The organism is Desulfonatronospira sp. MSAO_Bac3, assembly GCF_003838035.1.
In the GTDB taxonomy this organism is placed as follows: domain Bacteria; phylum Desulfobacterota; class Desulfovibrionia; order Desulfovibrionales; family Desulfonatronovibrionaceae; genus Desulfonatronospira; species Desulfonatronospira thiodismutans.
The window spans coordinates 15,295-30,708 of record NZ_QYZY01000349.1 but is presented as its reverse complement, the minus strand read 5'-3'; the positions used below and the strand labels follow the sequence as shown (position 1 = coordinate 30,708).

The 15,414-nt window shown below is 55.3% G+C and carries 12 protein-coding genes; 3 read left to right on the top strand and 9 right to left on the bottom strand.

The features are described from left to right. Both D5S03_RS12410 and trmFO read left to right on the top strand, forming a co-directional pair. Nucleotides 1-638: putative sulfate/molybdate transporter (locus tag D5S03_RS12410; RefSeq protein WP_287044251.1), on the top strand; the 638-nt coding region annotated here is incomplete at its 5' end. After that, on the top strand, nt 635-1,963 hold the full coding sequence (gene trmFO, locus D5S03_RS12405; protein ID WP_287044249.1) for a methylenetetrahydrofolate--tRNA-(uracil(54)-C(5))-methyltransferase (FADH(2)-oxidizing) TrmFO: 1,329 nt from the start codon (nt 635-637) through the stop codon (nt 1,961-1,963). The genes D5S03_RS12410 and trmFO, both read left to right, overlap by 4 nt. On the opposite strand, the gene D5S03_RS12400 is transcribed toward trmFO, so the two are convergent. After that, a complete protein-coding gene (locus tag D5S03_RS12400; protein WP_008870910.1) occupies nt 1,953-2,348 on the bottom strand; it encodes a secondary thiamine-phosphate synthase enzyme YjbQ in 396 nt (131 codons plus the stop codon). The genes trmFO and D5S03_RS12400 overlap by 11 nt on opposite strands. Nucleotides 2,349-2,659: 311 nt before the next feature. Between D5S03_RS12400 and D5S03_RS12395 the strand changes: the two genes are divergently transcribed. Next, complete coding sequence (locus D5S03_RS12395) at nt 2,660-3,382, top strand: Mut7-C RNAse domain-containing protein (protein WP_287044247.1); 723 nt, start codon at nt 2,660-2,662, stop codon at nt 3,380-3,382. Between the two features lie 66 nt (nt 3,383-3,448). Here D5S03_RS12395 and cydC read toward each other — a convergent pair whose 3' ends face one another. The 8 genes from cydC to D5S03_RS12355 form a co-directional block, all read right to left on the bottom strand. Next, nucleotides 3,449-5,092, bottom strand: coding sequence for a thiol reductant ABC exporter subunit CydC (gene cydC, locus D5S03_RS12390; RefSeq protein WP_008870908.1), 1,644 nt, complete (start codon nt 5,090-5,092; stop codon nt 3,449-3,451). Next, nucleotides 5,089-6,765, bottom strand: coding sequence for a thiol reductant ABC exporter subunit CydD (gene cydD, locus D5S03_RS12385; RefSeq protein ID WP_008870907.1), 1,677 nt, complete (start codon nt 6,763-6,765; stop codon nt 5,089-5,091). The genes cydC and cydD overlap by 4 nt, the downstream gene beginning before the upstream one ends. A gap of 33 nt (nt 6,766-6,798) precedes the next feature. Continuing rightward, complete coding sequence (locus D5S03_RS12380; protein WP_008870906.1) at nt 6,799-7,152, bottom strand: helix-turn-helix domain-containing protein; 354 nt, start codon at nt 7,150-7,152, stop codon at nt 6,799-6,801. After that, nucleotides 7,121-7,399, bottom strand: a complete 279-nt coding sequence (locus D5S03_RS12375; protein WP_008870905.1) for a hypothetical protein — start codon at nt 7,397-7,399, stop codon at nt 7,121-7,123. Before D5S03_RS12375 ends, D5S03_RS12380 begins: the two co-directional genes overlap by 32 nt. Before the next feature lie 130 nt (nt 7,400-7,529). Then, on the bottom strand, nt 7,530-8,555 hold the full coding sequence (cydB, locus tag D5S03_RS12370; protein ID WP_008870904.1) for a cytochrome d ubiquinol oxidase subunit II: 1,026 nt from the start codon (nt 8,553-8,555) through the stop codon (nt 7,530-7,532). Nucleotides 8,556-8,627: 72 nt separating this feature from the next. Then, complete coding sequence (locus D5S03_RS12365; RefSeq protein WP_008870903.1) at nt 8,628-9,965, bottom strand: cytochrome ubiquinol oxidase subunit I; 1,338 nt, start codon at nt 9,963-9,965, stop codon at nt 8,628-8,630. A 245-nt stretch (nt 9,966-10,210) separates the two neighbouring features. Beyond that, complete coding sequence (locus tag D5S03_RS12360) at nt 10,211-10,642, bottom strand: RrF2 family transcriptional regulator (RefSeq protein WP_008870902.1); 432 nt, start codon at nt 10,640-10,642, stop codon at nt 10,211-10,213. A gap of 173 nt (nt 10,643-10,815) precedes the next feature. After that, complete coding sequence (locus D5S03_RS12355; protein WP_008870901.1) at nt 10,816-15,381, bottom strand: glutamate synthase-related protein; 4,566 nt, start codon at nt 15,379-15,381, stop codon at nt 10,816-10,818. Between the last annotated feature and the right edge of the window lie 33 nt (nt 15,382-15,414).

Here is a 15,414-nt window from a genome sequence, read left to right as displayed (position 1 = left end):
TGGGGGGCATGCTGGTGGGTCTTTTGCTGGGCACCCGGGAGGGGCTGTCCCAGGTGTCGCCAGGTTTCAATCTGCCGGAGTTCATGCCTTTCGGGTTTCCTTCGGGTGTGGACTTCTCCTTTGCCCTGCTGGTGCTGGTCCTGCCGCAGCTGCCCATGACCCTGGGCAATGCGGTCATCGCCAACGTGGATCTATCCAGGCAGTATTTCGGAGAGGCCGCCCACAGGGCTACCTATAAGGCCAACTGCATCACCATGGCCCTGGCCAATTTCTTTTCCTTTTTCGTGGGGGGTATGCCTCTTTGTCACGGGGCCGGGGGACTGGCCGCCCATTACCGCTTCGGAGCCAGGACCCCGGGCTCCAACGTGATCATTGGGGCCATATTCATTTTCCTGGCTGTGTTGCTCGGGGTGAACATCCTGGGCATTCTCTATCTCATCCCCATGGCCGTGCTGGGAGTGCTGCTTGTTTTTGCAGGCAGTCAACTGGCCCTGACCATAATGGATTTAAAGGAGCGCAAGGAATTTTTCGTGGTCTTCACCATTGTGGGCATCACCCTGGCCACCAATCTGGCAGCCGGGTTTATTGTGGGTATAATCGTGGCCTATATCCTCAAATCTGAAAAACTTTCCATATGAATCAAAGCATTGCCATAATCGGTGGGGGGCTGGCCGGATGTGAGGCTGCTCTGCAGCTGGCCCGTCAGGGGGTATGGGTGACCATCTTCGAGATGAAGCCGCAAAAGTATTCCCCGGCCCACGAAAGCCAGAGCCTGGGCGAGCTGGTCTGTTCCAATTCATTTCGCTCCATGGAGCCAGTGACCGGAGTGGGGCTTTTGCAGCAGGAGATGCACAGGCTGGGCAGCTTAGTCATGGAAGCGGCTCTCATGCACCGGGTGCCTGCAGGCAAGGCCCTGGCCGTGGACCGGGACAGATTTGCACAGCACTTGACCAGCAGGGTGGAGGAGCATGAGTTTATCCGGGTGCATAGACGGGAAATCCAGGACCTGGACGACCCAGAGCTCCAGGGATTTGATGCAGTGATTCTCTCAGCCGGTCCGCTTATAAGCGATCCTCTGGCCCAGAGTCTGTTCCGGGTTATCGGGGCCCAGGACCTGTATTTTTATGACGCCATAGCCCCCATAGTCAGCGCGGAATCCATTGATTACGACAAAGCTTTCTGGGGCTCCAGGTACCGGCCTGAAGACGACGATTATCTCAACTGCCCCATGAGTGAAGAGGAGTATTACCGGTTTTACCATGAACTTGTCAGTGCGGAAAAAGTCCCGGCCCGGGATTTTGAAGAGGAGAAGCATTTCCAGGGGTGCATGCCCATCGAGGCCATGGCTGAAAAGGGCGAGTTGACCATGGCCTTTGGTCCGCTGAAGCCCGTGGGCCTGGTGAATCCAAGAACTGGGGAGCAGCCATTTGCCGTGGTGCAGTTGCGGGCGGAAAACTTAGAGAAGACCGCCTTCAATCTGGTGGGATTTCAGACCAGGCTGAAGCTTGGGGAGCAAAAAAGGGTCTTTAGCATGATACCCGGTCTGGAAAATGCCGAGTTTCTGCGCCTGGGCAGCATGCACAGAAATACTTTTGTCAATGCTCCCCAGGTATTGACCCGGAATCTGGAACTTAAGGCCAGACCCGGAGTTTACCTGGCCGGGCAAATAAGCGGGGTGGAAGGATACCTGGAATCAGCCGCCTGCGGACTATGGCTGGGTCTGCGTCTGGGGCTTGAAGCAAGAGGGATCGATCCACCCGCCCCACCCAGGGACACAGCCCTGGGTGCACTCATGAATCATCTGCAAAGCGATGCCAGGTATTTTCAGCCCAGCAATATTCATTTCGGGCTGTTCCCGCCGCTGAAGGCCCGGGCCAAAAAGGCCAGGCGCAAGGAGCTGCATGCCCAGAGGGCTCAGGAAAGTTTTGATAAGTGGCTTTCCAGACTCGGGGCTATCCAGTAGTCCACTTGAGCCAGACCTTTCTGGATCTGGGACCGTCGAATTCGGTAAAGAATATCTTCTGCCAGGTGCCCAGCATGAGCCTGCCGTTGTCCACAATGAGCTGTAGTGATGGTCCCATGAGGCTGCTTTTGATATGGGCGTCGCTGTTGCCCTCCATATGCTGGTAATCCCCGTTGCGGGGGATAAGCCTTTCCAGATTGACCAGGATATCCCGGACCACTGAGGGGTCCGCTCCTTCGTTTATGGTCAGGCCTGCTGTGGTGTGCGAACAGTAAAGGGTCAGTACCCCGCTGTTCATTTTGTTGGATGAAAGGTACTCCTGTACTTCCCGGGTAATGTCCAGAAACTGTTCTCTTTTGGTACTCTTGACCCCTATGGAATCCATGATTTACCTCCTCATGTAATATTATGCCATTTTTCACCATGGTCCGGGAACTTTGCAAACAGGACGTAAAAACTCTCTCCAAGGAAGCGTAAATCAAAACCTATACACGGTATTGAAAGCCAGTATATTTTTAATAACACGCCTTGAATCAAATTCGGTGTTTGACGGTTTTGATTAACGCTTCCTACGTCGTTCAGACAGTTTACGCCCTGTTTGCAAAGCCCCCGGACCATGGATCTGCAAGTAGACGCTTGGATTGTCCAGCTTTAGCAGGTGGTGAAAAATTACAATCCATTTATTTACTCAGGGCAATGAAGTACATCACATTTTATTTTCACCGCGAACTGCGGGAGCACTTCGGGCTTAAATATCCTCTTGAATATGTACTCCAAAGAAGGGCTTCCATCAAGGATATTATTGAAGCACTGGGGGTACCGCATACAGAGGTGGGAGAAATTATCGCGGATGAGCGAGAGGCCGGTTTTGATCATATTCCCTCTCCAGGTGAAAAGATTGTGGTCCGGTCGGTAGAGGCTCCTGTGGATGTGGCCAGTTCCACCAGGCTTCGCCCCGAGGCCTGGCCGGAAACCAGGTTTATAGCTGATGTCAATGTGGGCAAGCTGGCCATGCTTTTGCGCATGCTGGGGCAGGATACCTTGTGGGACAACAGCTACAGTGACCGGCAAGTGGCTGTTCTGGCTGCCCGGGAGCGCCGCATTGTACTGTCCAGAGACAGAGGGCTCTTGAAACGCAGAGAGATAATGCACGGACGATTGATACGCGCCTGTAATCCTGATGACCAGCTAAGGGAGGTGGCCCGTATTTACGGCCTGGATCTTACCTGTAGTTTTTCCAGGTGCCTTAGATGCAACCAGGTTCTTGAACCGGTGCCCAAGTCCGAAATAATTCAACGTTTGAAACCCAGAACCAGAAAATACTTTGATTACTTTGAAATCTGTCCCGGCTGTGAGCGTATTTACTGGAGAGGCTCGCACTGGGAAAAGATGTGCTCCCGCATCCAGGATGCCGGGTGAAAGGTGACTTATAAAGTACATCCAGGCAGTAAATAAGGCAGAGGTTCCTTGATTCCGTCTTGAGCGTCAGTCCATGCTGATGACCCGGTCCATGTATTCCAGGCCCATGCTGCGGTGGGTGATGAGGATGACCGTCTTTTGGGCCATGACCTCCTGCAGGGTGTCCCAGAGGGCTGCTTCAGTATCTTTGTCCAGGCCTTCTGTAGGTTCATCCAGCAGAAGTATGGGCGTATCCTTAAGCAGTGTCCGGGCGATGCACAGCCGCCTGGCCTGACCCCCGGAAAGCCTGAGTCCCGCCTGCCCCACCCGGGTATCTAAGCTGTCCGGCAGAGAAGTGACAAAATCTTCCAGCCTGGCCCGGGCCAGGGCCTGCCACAGGTCTTTGTCCCGGGCATGGGGGCTTGCCAGGAGCAGGTTTTCTCTGATGCTGGAGTTGAACAGAAAACAATCCTGGGATACTACCCCTGTCCAGGAGCGCACGTCTTCGGCCCTGTAATCCTGGATGTTTCGTCCGCCTAGAAGTATCTGTCCCTGCTGCAGGGGGTAGAAACGAAGCAGGAGATTGAAAATACTGGTTTTGCCGGCTCCTGACGGGCCGGTTATGCCTGCTTTTTCACCAAAGCGGACCTGAAAGCTCATGGATTTTAACACCTGCTTACTTCTTCCGGGATAGGAAAAAGATACCTCTCTAAATTCAATGCTGAACTGTTCAGGAGCAGGCAGGGCCTCAGGGGGGTCCTGCACCAGGGGGTTCTGGTCAATAATGGAGAAAAGCCTCCGGGCTGAGGCCCTGATTCTGCCCCAGGCCTTGAATGCCGAAGGAAGCTGCTGCACTCCTTCAAAGCTTAGAAGGGCCAGTACCGCCAGCATGGGCAGATTTTCACCGGAAATTTTTCCTGACTGCACCAGGGGGATGACGATTATGAGGGTGCCCCATACTGAAAGCCCGACAAACAGGGTCATGCCCCCTTCGGCCCAGGCCTCCAGCTTAGAATACCTGGCCTGAATACTGGTCTGAATCTTGTTTTCCTTATCCAGCTCATCAAGAATACTCTTGGTCTGTCCCAGGACCACCAGTTCTTCCAGGCCCCGGATGAGGTCCACCCCCAGGGTGCGCATCCTGGAAAGAGACTGTACCTGTCCCTGGCCGATGCTCATTCCCTGCCTGAGAAGAACCAGGGGCAAAACACCTCCGGCCAGAATCCACAGACAGCAAAGATAAAGGGCCAGGGCAGGGCTGAACCATCCTGCAAACAAAAATACAGCCAGCAGGGCCGCAGCCGCAGTGCAAAGGGGCAGGACGAAGCGCAGGTAAAACTGGTCTAAGTGGTCAATGTCGGCCTTGATGCGCGAAAAGACATCACCACTGTGTATGCTGGCCAGACCGGCCGGGGCCAGGGGCTCCAGGCGGCTGAAAAACCAGACCCGCATGTGGGCCAGGAGCCTGAAGGTGGCTTCATGGGAAAAAAGTCTTTCAGCATACCTGCCCGCGGTGCGCACAATGGCCAGGGTGCGGATGCCGCCGGCCGGCAGATGATAGTTGAAGGGGACTCCGGTTATACCGGCCAGGGCCATGCAGGCCAGAAACCAGGCTGCCAGGGACAAAAGGGCGGCGTTGGCCAGGAGGGTGACTAAGGAGCAAAGCATACCCAGAAGCAGCCATTTCCACTGGGGCAGCATAATGGACAGCAGTCTGCCGAGCTCCTTCATGGCCGCTGCACCATATCCTGCCCGGGGGGCATGTCCTTCAGCTGTACTACCAGGTCCGCCCCGGGGAGTACATCCTGGTCATGGGTGCATATTATAACTGTTCTTTCTTCAGCCATTTCCAGCAGGGCGGCGTGAATTATATTCCGGTTTTTCCGGTCCAGACCGGCTCCAGGCTCATCAGCCAGCACCAGGGGGCAGGGGCGGACAAAGGCCCTGGCCAGGGCCACCCTCTGGCGCTGGCCTCCGGACAGGTCCTGGCCGTCTTCTCCCAGAACGGTTGCATAGCCATGGGGCAGGGCCAGAATCTCCTGGTGGATGCCGGCCTTCTGGGCGGCCAGGTACACCTCTTGTGCAGAGGCGTTTTCATTGCCCAGTCTGATGTTTTCCAGAACGCTCAAGCCAAGCAGGTGAGGCTTTTGGGGAAGATAGGCCGCATGCCTGAGCCAGGCTTCATTGTTTAGATGCGACAGGTTCGCGTCATTGACATATATTTGGCCCTGCCGGGGTGTTACAAGACCCAGGACAAGGCGCAGGACCGTAGTTTTCCCGCTGCCGCTGGGTCCGGTGAGGCAGGTCAGGCCAGGGGCCGGGGTTATAAAATCGAGATTGTGCACGGCCTCTTGGTCTTGAGCGTAACCAAAGCTTACATTTTCAAAGCGTATTCTGGTCCGGGAGAAGCTGGGGATGGTTGTTCCGGTGTTATCCCGGCGCCGGGGAAGACTCATTAGTTGCATCATGTTTTCCGCAGCTGCAATGGCCGAGACCCGGGAATGAAACCTGCTGCCCAGGTTGCGCAGAGGCAGGTAGAACTCCGGGGCCAGGATGAGAATGAAAAAACCGGCCATAAAATCAATCTCACCCCAGAGAAGTCTGAATCCAATAATCACCGCCACCACGGCTATGCTGACTGTAGCCATGAATTCCAGAATCAGGGCACTTAAAAATGCAACCCGCAAAACAGACAGAGTGCTTTTGCCGTATTCCTTAGATATTTCATCCACCACCCGGGCCTCTCTTTTGCCGGCATTGAATATCTTGAGGGTGGTCAGGCCCTGAATGGCGTCTAAGAATCTGTGGGTCAGGCGGGTGATTTTTTGCCATTGCTGCTGGTTCAGCTTTTGGGCCCGGCGGCCGATGAGAATCATGAAAAAGGGAATAAAGGGGGCGGTAAACAGAAGGATAAGGCCGGATATCCAGTCCAGGGGCAGGATAAAGACCAGGATTGCCGGGGGAAGCATGGCTGCCAGGGCCATCTGGGGCAGATATCCGGAAAAGTATCCGTCCACTTCTTCCACCCCGTCGGTGCTCAAGTGTACCAGTTGTCCCGTGGAATGACTGGTCAACCCCGAGGGGTCGGCCCGGGACAGGTGCTCCAGGAGTTGCCGGCGGATTTTTTCCTTGGTCCGGGCCGCAGCCTGTCCGGCCAGGCTTGATCCGTACCAGACAAGCATGGCCCTGGCCAGCACCAGGGCCAGTATAAGCCACAGGGCGGGCATGACCCGGCCAAGTCCCAGGCCTTCAAAAACCACCTGGTGTACGCTCCAGGCCAGAGCTCCGGCCTGGACAATGAGCAGGATGCCCGCACACAGGTTCAGGCCTATGGACAGGGCCAGGGCTGTACCAGCGGTTTTCCTGAAGCTGTTTAGCCATTTCAGTGCCTGGGTCTGGGACAAAATCAGCTGCTCGAATAATACGGACCCAGGAACTTAAAGAAAGACCCGGTAATCCATGTTCAAAACTTCAGCCAGACGTCTGGCCCGTTCCTTGCCTATCTCCATCCTGCCGTTCTCCATCTTGGAGATATGCCCCTGGGGAATCCCAGTCAGCCTGGAAAGTTCTGTCTGAGTAAGTCCTTCCCTGTTACGCGCTCCACGCAGGGCCACGCTGTATTCGGGTTCATTTTCAAACTCCTGGAAGAGCTCTCTCCAGGGGATGGAGTCGCTTGAGTCAGTATAGCCATGCTTTTTAATTTCGCGAAGCACTTCATCCTTTTTATCCCTGGGGCCTGTGATGCGTAGCTCAATGGCCTCAGTAGGGTGCGTCTTCGTGAGTGCCTGCATAAGTTACCTCAATAAGGTTGATCTCTCCTTCACTTTCTTCCCAAACGGCCACATAGGCCGGATGGCCGCCTTTAATATGGCAATGGTGCCGGTTCTTACCGAGCTTTGAATAGTTTTTCCAGTTTCCTCTTACTGGCCCGGATTCTTCCATTTCCCGCATAAGAGCAAAGAGGTTTTCTTTAGCTGTCCTTGGCAGTTCCCGTGCTTTTTTGACAGCTTTTTTCTTGACTCGAACCGACCAGGCCATAACTTTTTATATGCTACCAGATGGTATAATGTCAACAAAAAATCAACCATTCAGGGGAGGTCTGGTGCCAGTAATCACCACCGAGGACCCCCTGAATGGTTATGGTTGCGGGCAGTGCCCAATTTTCATTTTAATAAGCCTCTTCGTACTCCAGGTCCTCGTCGGTTATCTTGTGGCTGAATTTGAGATGTACCCAGGTCTGGTAGGCAATGACCAGGGGGCAGAAGACCAGGGCCACTCCCAGCATAATCTGCAGGGTCAGGGTGCTGGAGGCGGAGTTGGCGATGGTCATGCTGAAGTCCGGGTCAATGCTTGAAGGCAGCAGTTTGGGATACATGCCTATTACTCCGAACATGGTCACCCCGATAATGGTGGCGGCGGAAGAGGCCCAGGCCTTCCAGTACACCCTTTGATGCAGAAACATCTTTACCAGCACCAGCCCGGCCACGGGTATGAGCAGTATTATCAGCAAAAGCGGGTTGGCGGCATAATTGTCGAACAGATTGGTGTACATCACAGTCAGGGCCAGAAAAGCGACCACCATGACCAGCACCGCACCCCAGACCCTGTTGGCCAGGTTAACAGCTTTTCTTTCCATGTCGCCCATGGACTTGACAGCCAGCCACAGGCTGCCGTGCATGGAAAAGAGCAGGACGAAAAGTATTCCTCCGGCCAGGCCGTAAGGGTTCAGAAGGGTCAGAAGGTTGCCTTCATTTATCTGCTGAGCATTCAGGGGAATGCCCATAAAGATATTGGCAAAGGCCACTCCGAAGAGCAGGGCCGGGATGAGGCTGCCCAGTACATTGCATCCGTCCCAGAACCTTCTCCAGGAATCACTGTCCACCTTGCGCCTGAATTCAAAGGACACCCCCCTGAAAATGAGTGCGAAGAGAAGCAGAAGAAGAGGGGTGTACAGGCTGCTGAACAGGACCGCATAAGTGGCCGGGAATGCGGCAAAGGTCACTCCGCCTGCGGTTATCAGCCAGACCTGGTTGCCGTCCCAGAAAGGTCCGGCCGCGTTGTACATAACCCGTTTGTCGGTCTCGCTTTCAGCCAGCAGGGGCATGTTTATGCCCAGGCCGAAATCGTATCCGTCCAGGGCGAAATAGCCTGCCCACAATATTCCCCAGAGCAAAAACCAGGTGGTCTCAAGCATGGGATACCTCCAGTTTAATTATGAACCTGCACAGCATGCAGTTGAAACTTGATTTTTCATTGATAAAGGCCATTAGTTGCTCCCTGCGGTTTCTTCCCCGGACTCGGCCGGGGCCGGGCCTTTACGCCCGTATTTGGACAACAGGAATATGCACAGGGCCACCAGGAGTCCGTAGATGGCGAAGAAGCCGGCCAGAGAACCAGCCACCTGTCCGGTGGTTATACCCGGCGAAAAGGCCTCTTCGGTGCGCATCATTCCGTAAACAATCCAGGGTTGTCTACCCATCTCAGCCACTATCCAGCCCAGCTGGACAGCTACGTAGGGCAGCGGAATAATCCAGGGCAGAAGCCTGAGCATCCTGGGGGAAGAGGCCGGGTCTTTACGCCTTATCCAGGCCCAGGCAGCCAGCACGGGAAAGAGCATGCCCAGGGCCACCATGGTTCTAAAAGACATAAATGTCGCCCAGACAGGAGGGCGGTCCTCTTCCGGAAAGTCCTTGAGACCGGTTACCTCGGCATCAAAGGAATGATAGGCCAGCATGGAAAGCCCTCCTGGGATGGGTAGCAGTTCCAGCCTGTTGCCTTCATTGGCCGGGTCAGGGATGACCAGCAGGTACTGCGGGGCATTGGTCCGGGTCTCCCAGTGGGATTCCATGGCCGCCAGCTTTTCCGGCTGATACTTGGCCACCGTGGAGCCGTGGTGATGGCCATGGACGACCACCACAAGGGCGAAGACCAGGGTGAACGGAGCGGCGATACGAAATGATTTCCGGAAGAAGTCCACATGGGACCCCCTGGCCAGGTGCCAGGCGGAAATGCCCAGGACAAAGAAACCGCTCAGGACGTAGGAGGCGCTCAGGACATGGATGAACTGCTGCCAGGCGAATTCGTTGCTTACCAGCTGGATAAAGCTTGCCAGTTCGGCCCGGCCGTCTCCCATCAAATGGCCCACAGGGTTCTGCATCCAGCCGTTGGCCATAATAATCCAGAATGCGGAAAGATTGGCCGCCAGGGCCACCAGCCAGATGCTGGCATTGTGCAGTTTGGGCGGGAGCTTCTTCCAGCCGAAAATCCAGACGCCCAGGAAGGTGGACTCCAGGAAAAAGGCCATGGTGGCCTCTATGGCCAGCAAAGACCCGAAAACGTCACCTACATAGGCTGAATACCTGGACCAGTTGGTTCCGAACTGGAACTCTAAGGCAATTCCGGTGACTGCTCCCAGAGCAAAGTTGATAAGAAAGAGTTTTCCCCAGAACTTGGCCATGCGCCTGTATGTTTCGTCACCGGTGCGGATGAACTTGGTCTCCATGTAGGCCACCAGCAGAGACAGGCCAAGAGTCAGGGGGACGAAAATGAAATGGACGAAGGTAGTCATGGCGAATTGAAGTCTTGAAAGTAACAAAACATCCATAAGTCTTCCCCTGGTTAAATAGGTTTGTAAGGCTGATCTATCAGTGACTGCCTGGAGAAATGTTTAATCTTTGCAGCCTGTTGCCGCGCTCATCAGGACTTTATACAGCCTGAAGAGGGCCTGAGCAGGTGCAATAGCTCCCGCAGGCAGATATGGACGGTCCAAATCGTAACCATTCAGGAGGCAGATACCGGCCATCAGCCACCACCGAGGTCCCACTGAATGGTTACTCCAAATCTTTGAATCTACTCCTTTTGCTGTTGGCTGCACACCTCTTCCCGGGCCAGGGTGGCAAAATCTGTTTCATCTAAGGTCTGCCTCAAACGCTGCCTGGCAGTCTCCCAGACTCTGTGTACCCCGCAGGAAGGGCTTCGCCTGCATGACTCAGGGCTCATTATGCATTGATTGAGAAATATTTCTCCATCCACGGCCTCCACGACCTGCAGAAGGGAAAGCCGGGAAGGGTCTTTGAGCAGTCTGTAGCCTCCTCTGGCTCCCTGGGTAATCTGAATAATACCGGCCCTGGACAGGGTCTGGGCCACCTTGGCCATGAATGACTCCGGAATCTGCATGGCCTGGGCCACCTCCTTTTTAGGGGCCACCTGGCCGGGTGTTGTGCAGGCCGCGAGGTAGAGCACGCAGCGAACGGCATACTCTCCTCCCCTGGTAAGCATCATGTGCTGCTCCTTGATTTTTTTAAAAAATATAAAGGATAAACAGGAGTTGATTAGTCCTATATCGATAAAAGACAAACCTGTCAAATAAAATTATGAGGAAAAGTCGGCGCAGCACCTCTTCTTTTGCTTCAGCACCGATTGTTTATCGAGCAAGAGGTCCTGCCAGAACCTGACTACTCAGCCGATTTGACCCACAAAGGCTTGGGCACTATGGCTGCAAAGCGTGTCTGGGCATGCTCCAGTATATCTTTTACTATTGCGGCCTCCTCCATCTGCAGGCTTTTTTCCAGTTCCTGGATATAAGGCCCGAGCAGTTCCTGGACATCCTTTATGCCCTGATCTGAAATGGGGGTGATGACCACGTTGGCTCCCCTGGCCAGACGGCGTTTTATATTGTCCTGGCCGAAGTCGTATTCAGGATACAGACACTGGTAGACCACTCCTCCGGTCATCCCGGAGCACAGCCATGGACCTGGATCGCCAAGGACCACAGCCCTTCCTCCGGTCATGTACTCGAAAGCAAAGCCCTTGAGGTGAGAATTCACAGCCAGGTTGCCGCTCTGGTCGTTTACAGGAGCGGTGATACGCCCCCCAAAGACCACGTCCGCTCCTGAAAGACGCACGCAGGCCCTGGAGTCGGCCATATTCTGGATCATGAGCAGCCCGTCTATGGCCCCGTAAGCAAAGCTCTTGCCTGTGGAGCCGTCTATGTAACGTCCCTGGTAATTATTTCCCTTGAGCACTCCCAGCTGTCCACCAAAAAAGCCTTTGGCGGCTCCGTCCTGGGATCCGCCCTGAACAACCACTTCCAGGTGGGAGGTGCCAAAGGCGCAAAGACCGTTGCCCGGGACCGAGTCTCCCAGGCGCAGGGCGGCCAGCAGGTCCCGGCGTTCAGGATACCTGCGCTCCATGGCCCCGGCCAGGTAGGTCCCCACTGCCCGGTCGGAACTGCTGACACCCTCTTCAGCGAAATTCACCCGCAGGTCTCCGGCGGAAAAATGATCCATGGCCAGATCTGATATGAGCCGGGTGAGGTAATTAAGGGGTTTTCGCACCACCCGGCCCTGCTCGGATACTTCATCCTCAACGGGGTGGTCGGCGGTTCGCAGCAGGTCAGACAGGTCCACCTGGTCATGCCCCTGTTCCTGAAAAAGCAGGTCGGTGCGTCCGGTGAGGTCGCTAAGGTTTTTTTGCCCCATGCGGGCCAGGCGCATGCGCATTTCATCGCCTATGGCTCCCAGAAGTCTGGCCAGGTTTTCCGCTTCAACTTCTGCTGTTCTGGGACGGAAACTTTTGACTCCCTTTTCTTTTGCCTCTTCACTGGTACGCAGTTGCGTTGATATGCCCATGGGGCAGCGATCCAGGTGGCAGCGTCTGCAGCTTATGCAACCGATTCCCATGAGGGCCAGGGTGCCAAGACCCACCCTGTTGGCTCCCAGAAGGATGAGCTTTATGATTTCGTGGCCGTTTCTTACCCCGCCATCGCACCACAGTTCCACCTTGTGCCTGAGAGCGGATTCCACCAGGGCCTGGTGGGCCCGGCTGACACCGATTTCCACCGGCAGGCCCACGTATCTCTTGGCGTGCTCCCTGGCAGCCCCGGTTCCGCCTTCATAGCCGCTTAAATTTATAATATCAGCCCCGGCCTTGGCTATGCCCACTGCTATGGTACCTACGCCACTGGTAACCGGGATTTTTACTGATACTCTGGCCCTGGGATGGGCGGTTTTGAGTTCGGTTATGGTCTGGGCCAGGTCTTCTATGGAGTAAATGTCGTGCTGGTTGGACGGGGAGATAAGAGTGATCCCGGGTTTGCATTTGCGGGCCTGGGCCACCATGGGGGAGACCTTGCTGCCAGGCAGGTGTCCGCCTTCTCCTGGCTTGGCCCCCTGGCCTATCTTTATCTCCAGGAAGTCGGTGGAGTTTAAAAGACCCATAAAGACCCCGAACCGGCCCGAAGCAATCTGCTGCCCGCGGTTGTGTCTGAACCCACCGAGCATGTCCGGAATTTCGCCTCCTTCTCCGTTCATGCATATGATATTGGCCTTCATGGCTGCCATGGCATAGGCCCGAAAGGAGTTTTCCCCCTGGGATCCGAAGGACATGGCCGCTATGACCAGAGGCAGGTCATGGCGTCCCACGGAAATATCCACCTGGTCCTGGGTCAACTGATCGTCGCTTGGTGCTTCACGCAGGCTCAGAAGATGGCGCATTCCGGTGGGAATTTCCCGGTCTATTTCTTCCAGGGAGGCAGCCATCTCTGCATAACCGGTCCTGCCCTGGGCGACCTTGCGTAGAGTCCGTCCCACCTTCTGGTTTCTGGAAGGTTCTGAGTAAAGGCCTGTTTCGGTTGTGTCCCCGGCCCGCTGCAGGCGCAGGCTGTCCTGTTTTTCCAGAAAATCCAGGCCAATGCCTGTGTTTTCTGACTCGCAGAAGTTGGCCACCTGCATCTGTTCAGCCAGATGTCGGCTAAGTCCCACAGAGGAAAAAATCCGCCCGTAGCCGCAGAGCTCATGTATACCCATGGTGGACATGATTTTCTCCATACCTGCCTGCAGTACCTGCATGGTATTTTCAACAGCCTTTTCCGGGCTCAGTTTTTCTGTGGCAAAATCCGCTGAAATTCGCCACAGAAGGTATGGGTTCACCGCTTCCGCTCCCAGACCCACAAGAAACATAATGTCATGCAGGTTGCGCACCGCTCCGGAGCGAACCACCACAGAGGCCTTGCGGCGCAGGCCGGCCCGGACCAGTTTTTCCACTACCCATGCCGTGGCCAGGCCCGGGTCCATATGCACGCGCTCTTCCTGGAAGGAACCGGAATCATCCAGCACCAGAAGCATACTGCCGGAGCTCACCTTTTCCGCGGCCTGGTGGGCCAGTGAATCCAGGGCCAGGTTCAGGCCCTGCCCAGGAACATAAGTGCAGTCCAGCACTGCCGCCCGGGCGGTATCATGCCCCTGTCCGGTGAAAAAGGCCATCACTTCTTCCAGCAGGGCACTGTTGAATTTTCTGGCCAGGTTTTGTTCCTGTTTCAGAGTCAAAGTGTCTTCAAGGCCGCGGCCTCCTAGTAGAACAGGAGTGCCCAGTTCCAGTCCCAGGGCCTGCCTGGAGCTCTGAGGCCGGATGTCCGGGCCTGAGCCGATTACCACTCTGGTTGAAAAATGTTCCGCTTCCCGCTGGCGGTCTATGGCCGGGTTGGTGACCACAGCCACGTTTTCCTTGAAAAAATCCGCCAGGTTGGGCAGGGCATGGGTCATAAGGCATGCCAGGGGACCGGTGTGCCCCATGGAGCCTATGGCTTCCCTGCCTTCCTGGGCGACCCGCTTGCGGATATTTATATCGTACTTCTGCCATCCATATGCAGACAGTCTGCCTGAATGGTCTGTATTCATGGGCTGGGACATGAATTGGCGCACCAGTTCCAGGGCCTCATGGTCACTGCAAAAGGCCGGCTCGTGGTTGAACATGGAGTAGAGAAATGCAAGTTTTTCATTGCTGCCCGGTCTGCCCTGCATGATTTTCAAAAGCTGTTCCTGGCAGGTATTGTAATCCATGACCTGGGCCCTGGCTTCCCTGCCGCAGCGGATGGCGATCTTTTCACCGGGAGCCAGGGGCCTGGGATCGCGTACGTTGTATTTGAGATCTACAACACCTTTTTCCGAGGACAGGAAATAATGGGTTTCGCTTTCACCGAACCACAGGGGGCGAAGTCCCAGTGCGTCCACGCTTCCAAGGCACATATCCCCGTATCTGGACACTATGGCGGCAGGACCCTGGGCCGAGCAGGGGAAAAACCAGCGATACAGGGAATAAAGGTTTTTGAGCTCGTCAGGGTAATTCTTCACAAGGCTGTGGATGGGTGGAAAGACCATGTCCAGGGCTTCCATGATGTCCAGGCCGTGCTGGTGTACCAGGCCTTCCAGGATCCTGTTGAGGTTCTGAGAGTCGCTGCCTTCGGGTACAGGTCTTATGCCCAGCATCCTGGCCGTGGACTCAAGCTTTTCTATGGTGTTTATTTCTCCGTTGTGGCCCAGCATGGAGAAAGGCTGCGAGCGAAGTACAGTGGGCAGGGTATTGGTGGAATAACGGCTGTGCCCCAGGGTCATGACCGAGGCCATGTCCGGGTCTCGAAGCTCGGGATAGACTTTGGGCAGCATGTCCGGCATTCCCTGGAGCTTGTATATGGCATTGTCCAGGCTCAGAGATGCGGTTTCCAGGCGGGGAAGTTCCTCTTCCAGGCGCATCTGGGCCAGAAAGAGCCGTCTGGCTGCAGCCCGGCGGGATCCATCCGGAGCTATTCCGGCCAGCTGCCAGAAAAGCGGGGCTTCAGAAGATGCTCTGGGCCCCAGTTCCTGGTTGCGGGTGTTGCCCTCTATTTCGGTGAGAAGGTCAAAACCTTCATCCTTTAAAATTGCCCTGGCCTTTTCCTGGATATGGGACCATTTATCCTTGAGGTCCAGGGGAATAAGAAAATGGCCTGCAAAAAAACCTCTGCTTTCTGCGAGGTAAGGATTCAGTCCGGACCTGGAAAGGCGCTTCATCCATACCCCCCTGGGCAGATCCGTGGACAGCCCGCATCCGTCTCCTTCGCCGTTGATGTCTCCGGAGCGGTGTCCCATTTTGCGCAGGGCATCTATAGTCTGAACAATATTGGCATGTGTGGGGCTTCCCTGTTTGTCCACAAGGGCTATAACAGCGCATGCGTCCTTTTCCTGGATCCTGGGAGTAGAGAACATGGGGCATTTCCTTGAGTTTTTCAGTTTGAGCCT

Coding starts and splice junctions, on each gene's coding strand:
- D5S03_RS12360 (WP_008870902.1), bottom strand. CDS start 10,642: ATGATGCTTACCAGGGGAGGAGAGTATGCCGTTCGCTGCGTGCTCTAC.
- D5S03_RS12400 (WP_008870910.1), bottom strand. CDS start 2,348: ATGGATTCCATAGGGGTCAAGAGTACCAAAAGAGAACAGTTTCTGGAC.
- D5S03_RS12365 (WP_008870903.1), bottom strand. CDS start 9,965: ATGGATGTTTTGTTACTTTCAAGACTTCAATTCGCCATGACTACCTTC.
- D5S03_RS12380 (WP_008870906.1), bottom strand. CDS start 7,152: ATGCAGGCACTCACGAAGACGCACCCTACTGAGGCCATTGAGCTACGC.
- cydC (WP_008870908.1), bottom strand. CDS start 5,092: ATGAAGGAGCTCGGCAGACTGCTGTCCATTATGCTGCCCCAGTGGAAA.
- trmFO (WP_287044249.1), top strand. CDS start 635: ATGAATCAAAGCATTGCCATAATCGGTGGGGGGCTGGCCGGATGTGAG.
- D5S03_RS12395 (WP_287044247.1), top strand. CDS start 2,660: ATGAAGTACATCACATTTTATTTTCACCGCGAACTGCGGGAGCACTTC.
- D5S03_RS12375 (WP_008870905.1), bottom strand. CDS start 7,399: ATGGCCTGGTCGGTTCGAGTCAAGAAAAAAGCTGTCAAAAAAGCACGG.
- D5S03_RS12355 (WP_008870901.1), bottom strand. CDS start 15,381: ATGTTCTCTACTCCCAGGATCCAGGAAAAGGACGCATGCGCTGTTATA.
- cydB (WP_008870904.1), bottom strand. CDS start 8,555: ATGCTTGAGACCACCTGGTTTTTGCTCTGGGGAATATTGTGGGCAGGC.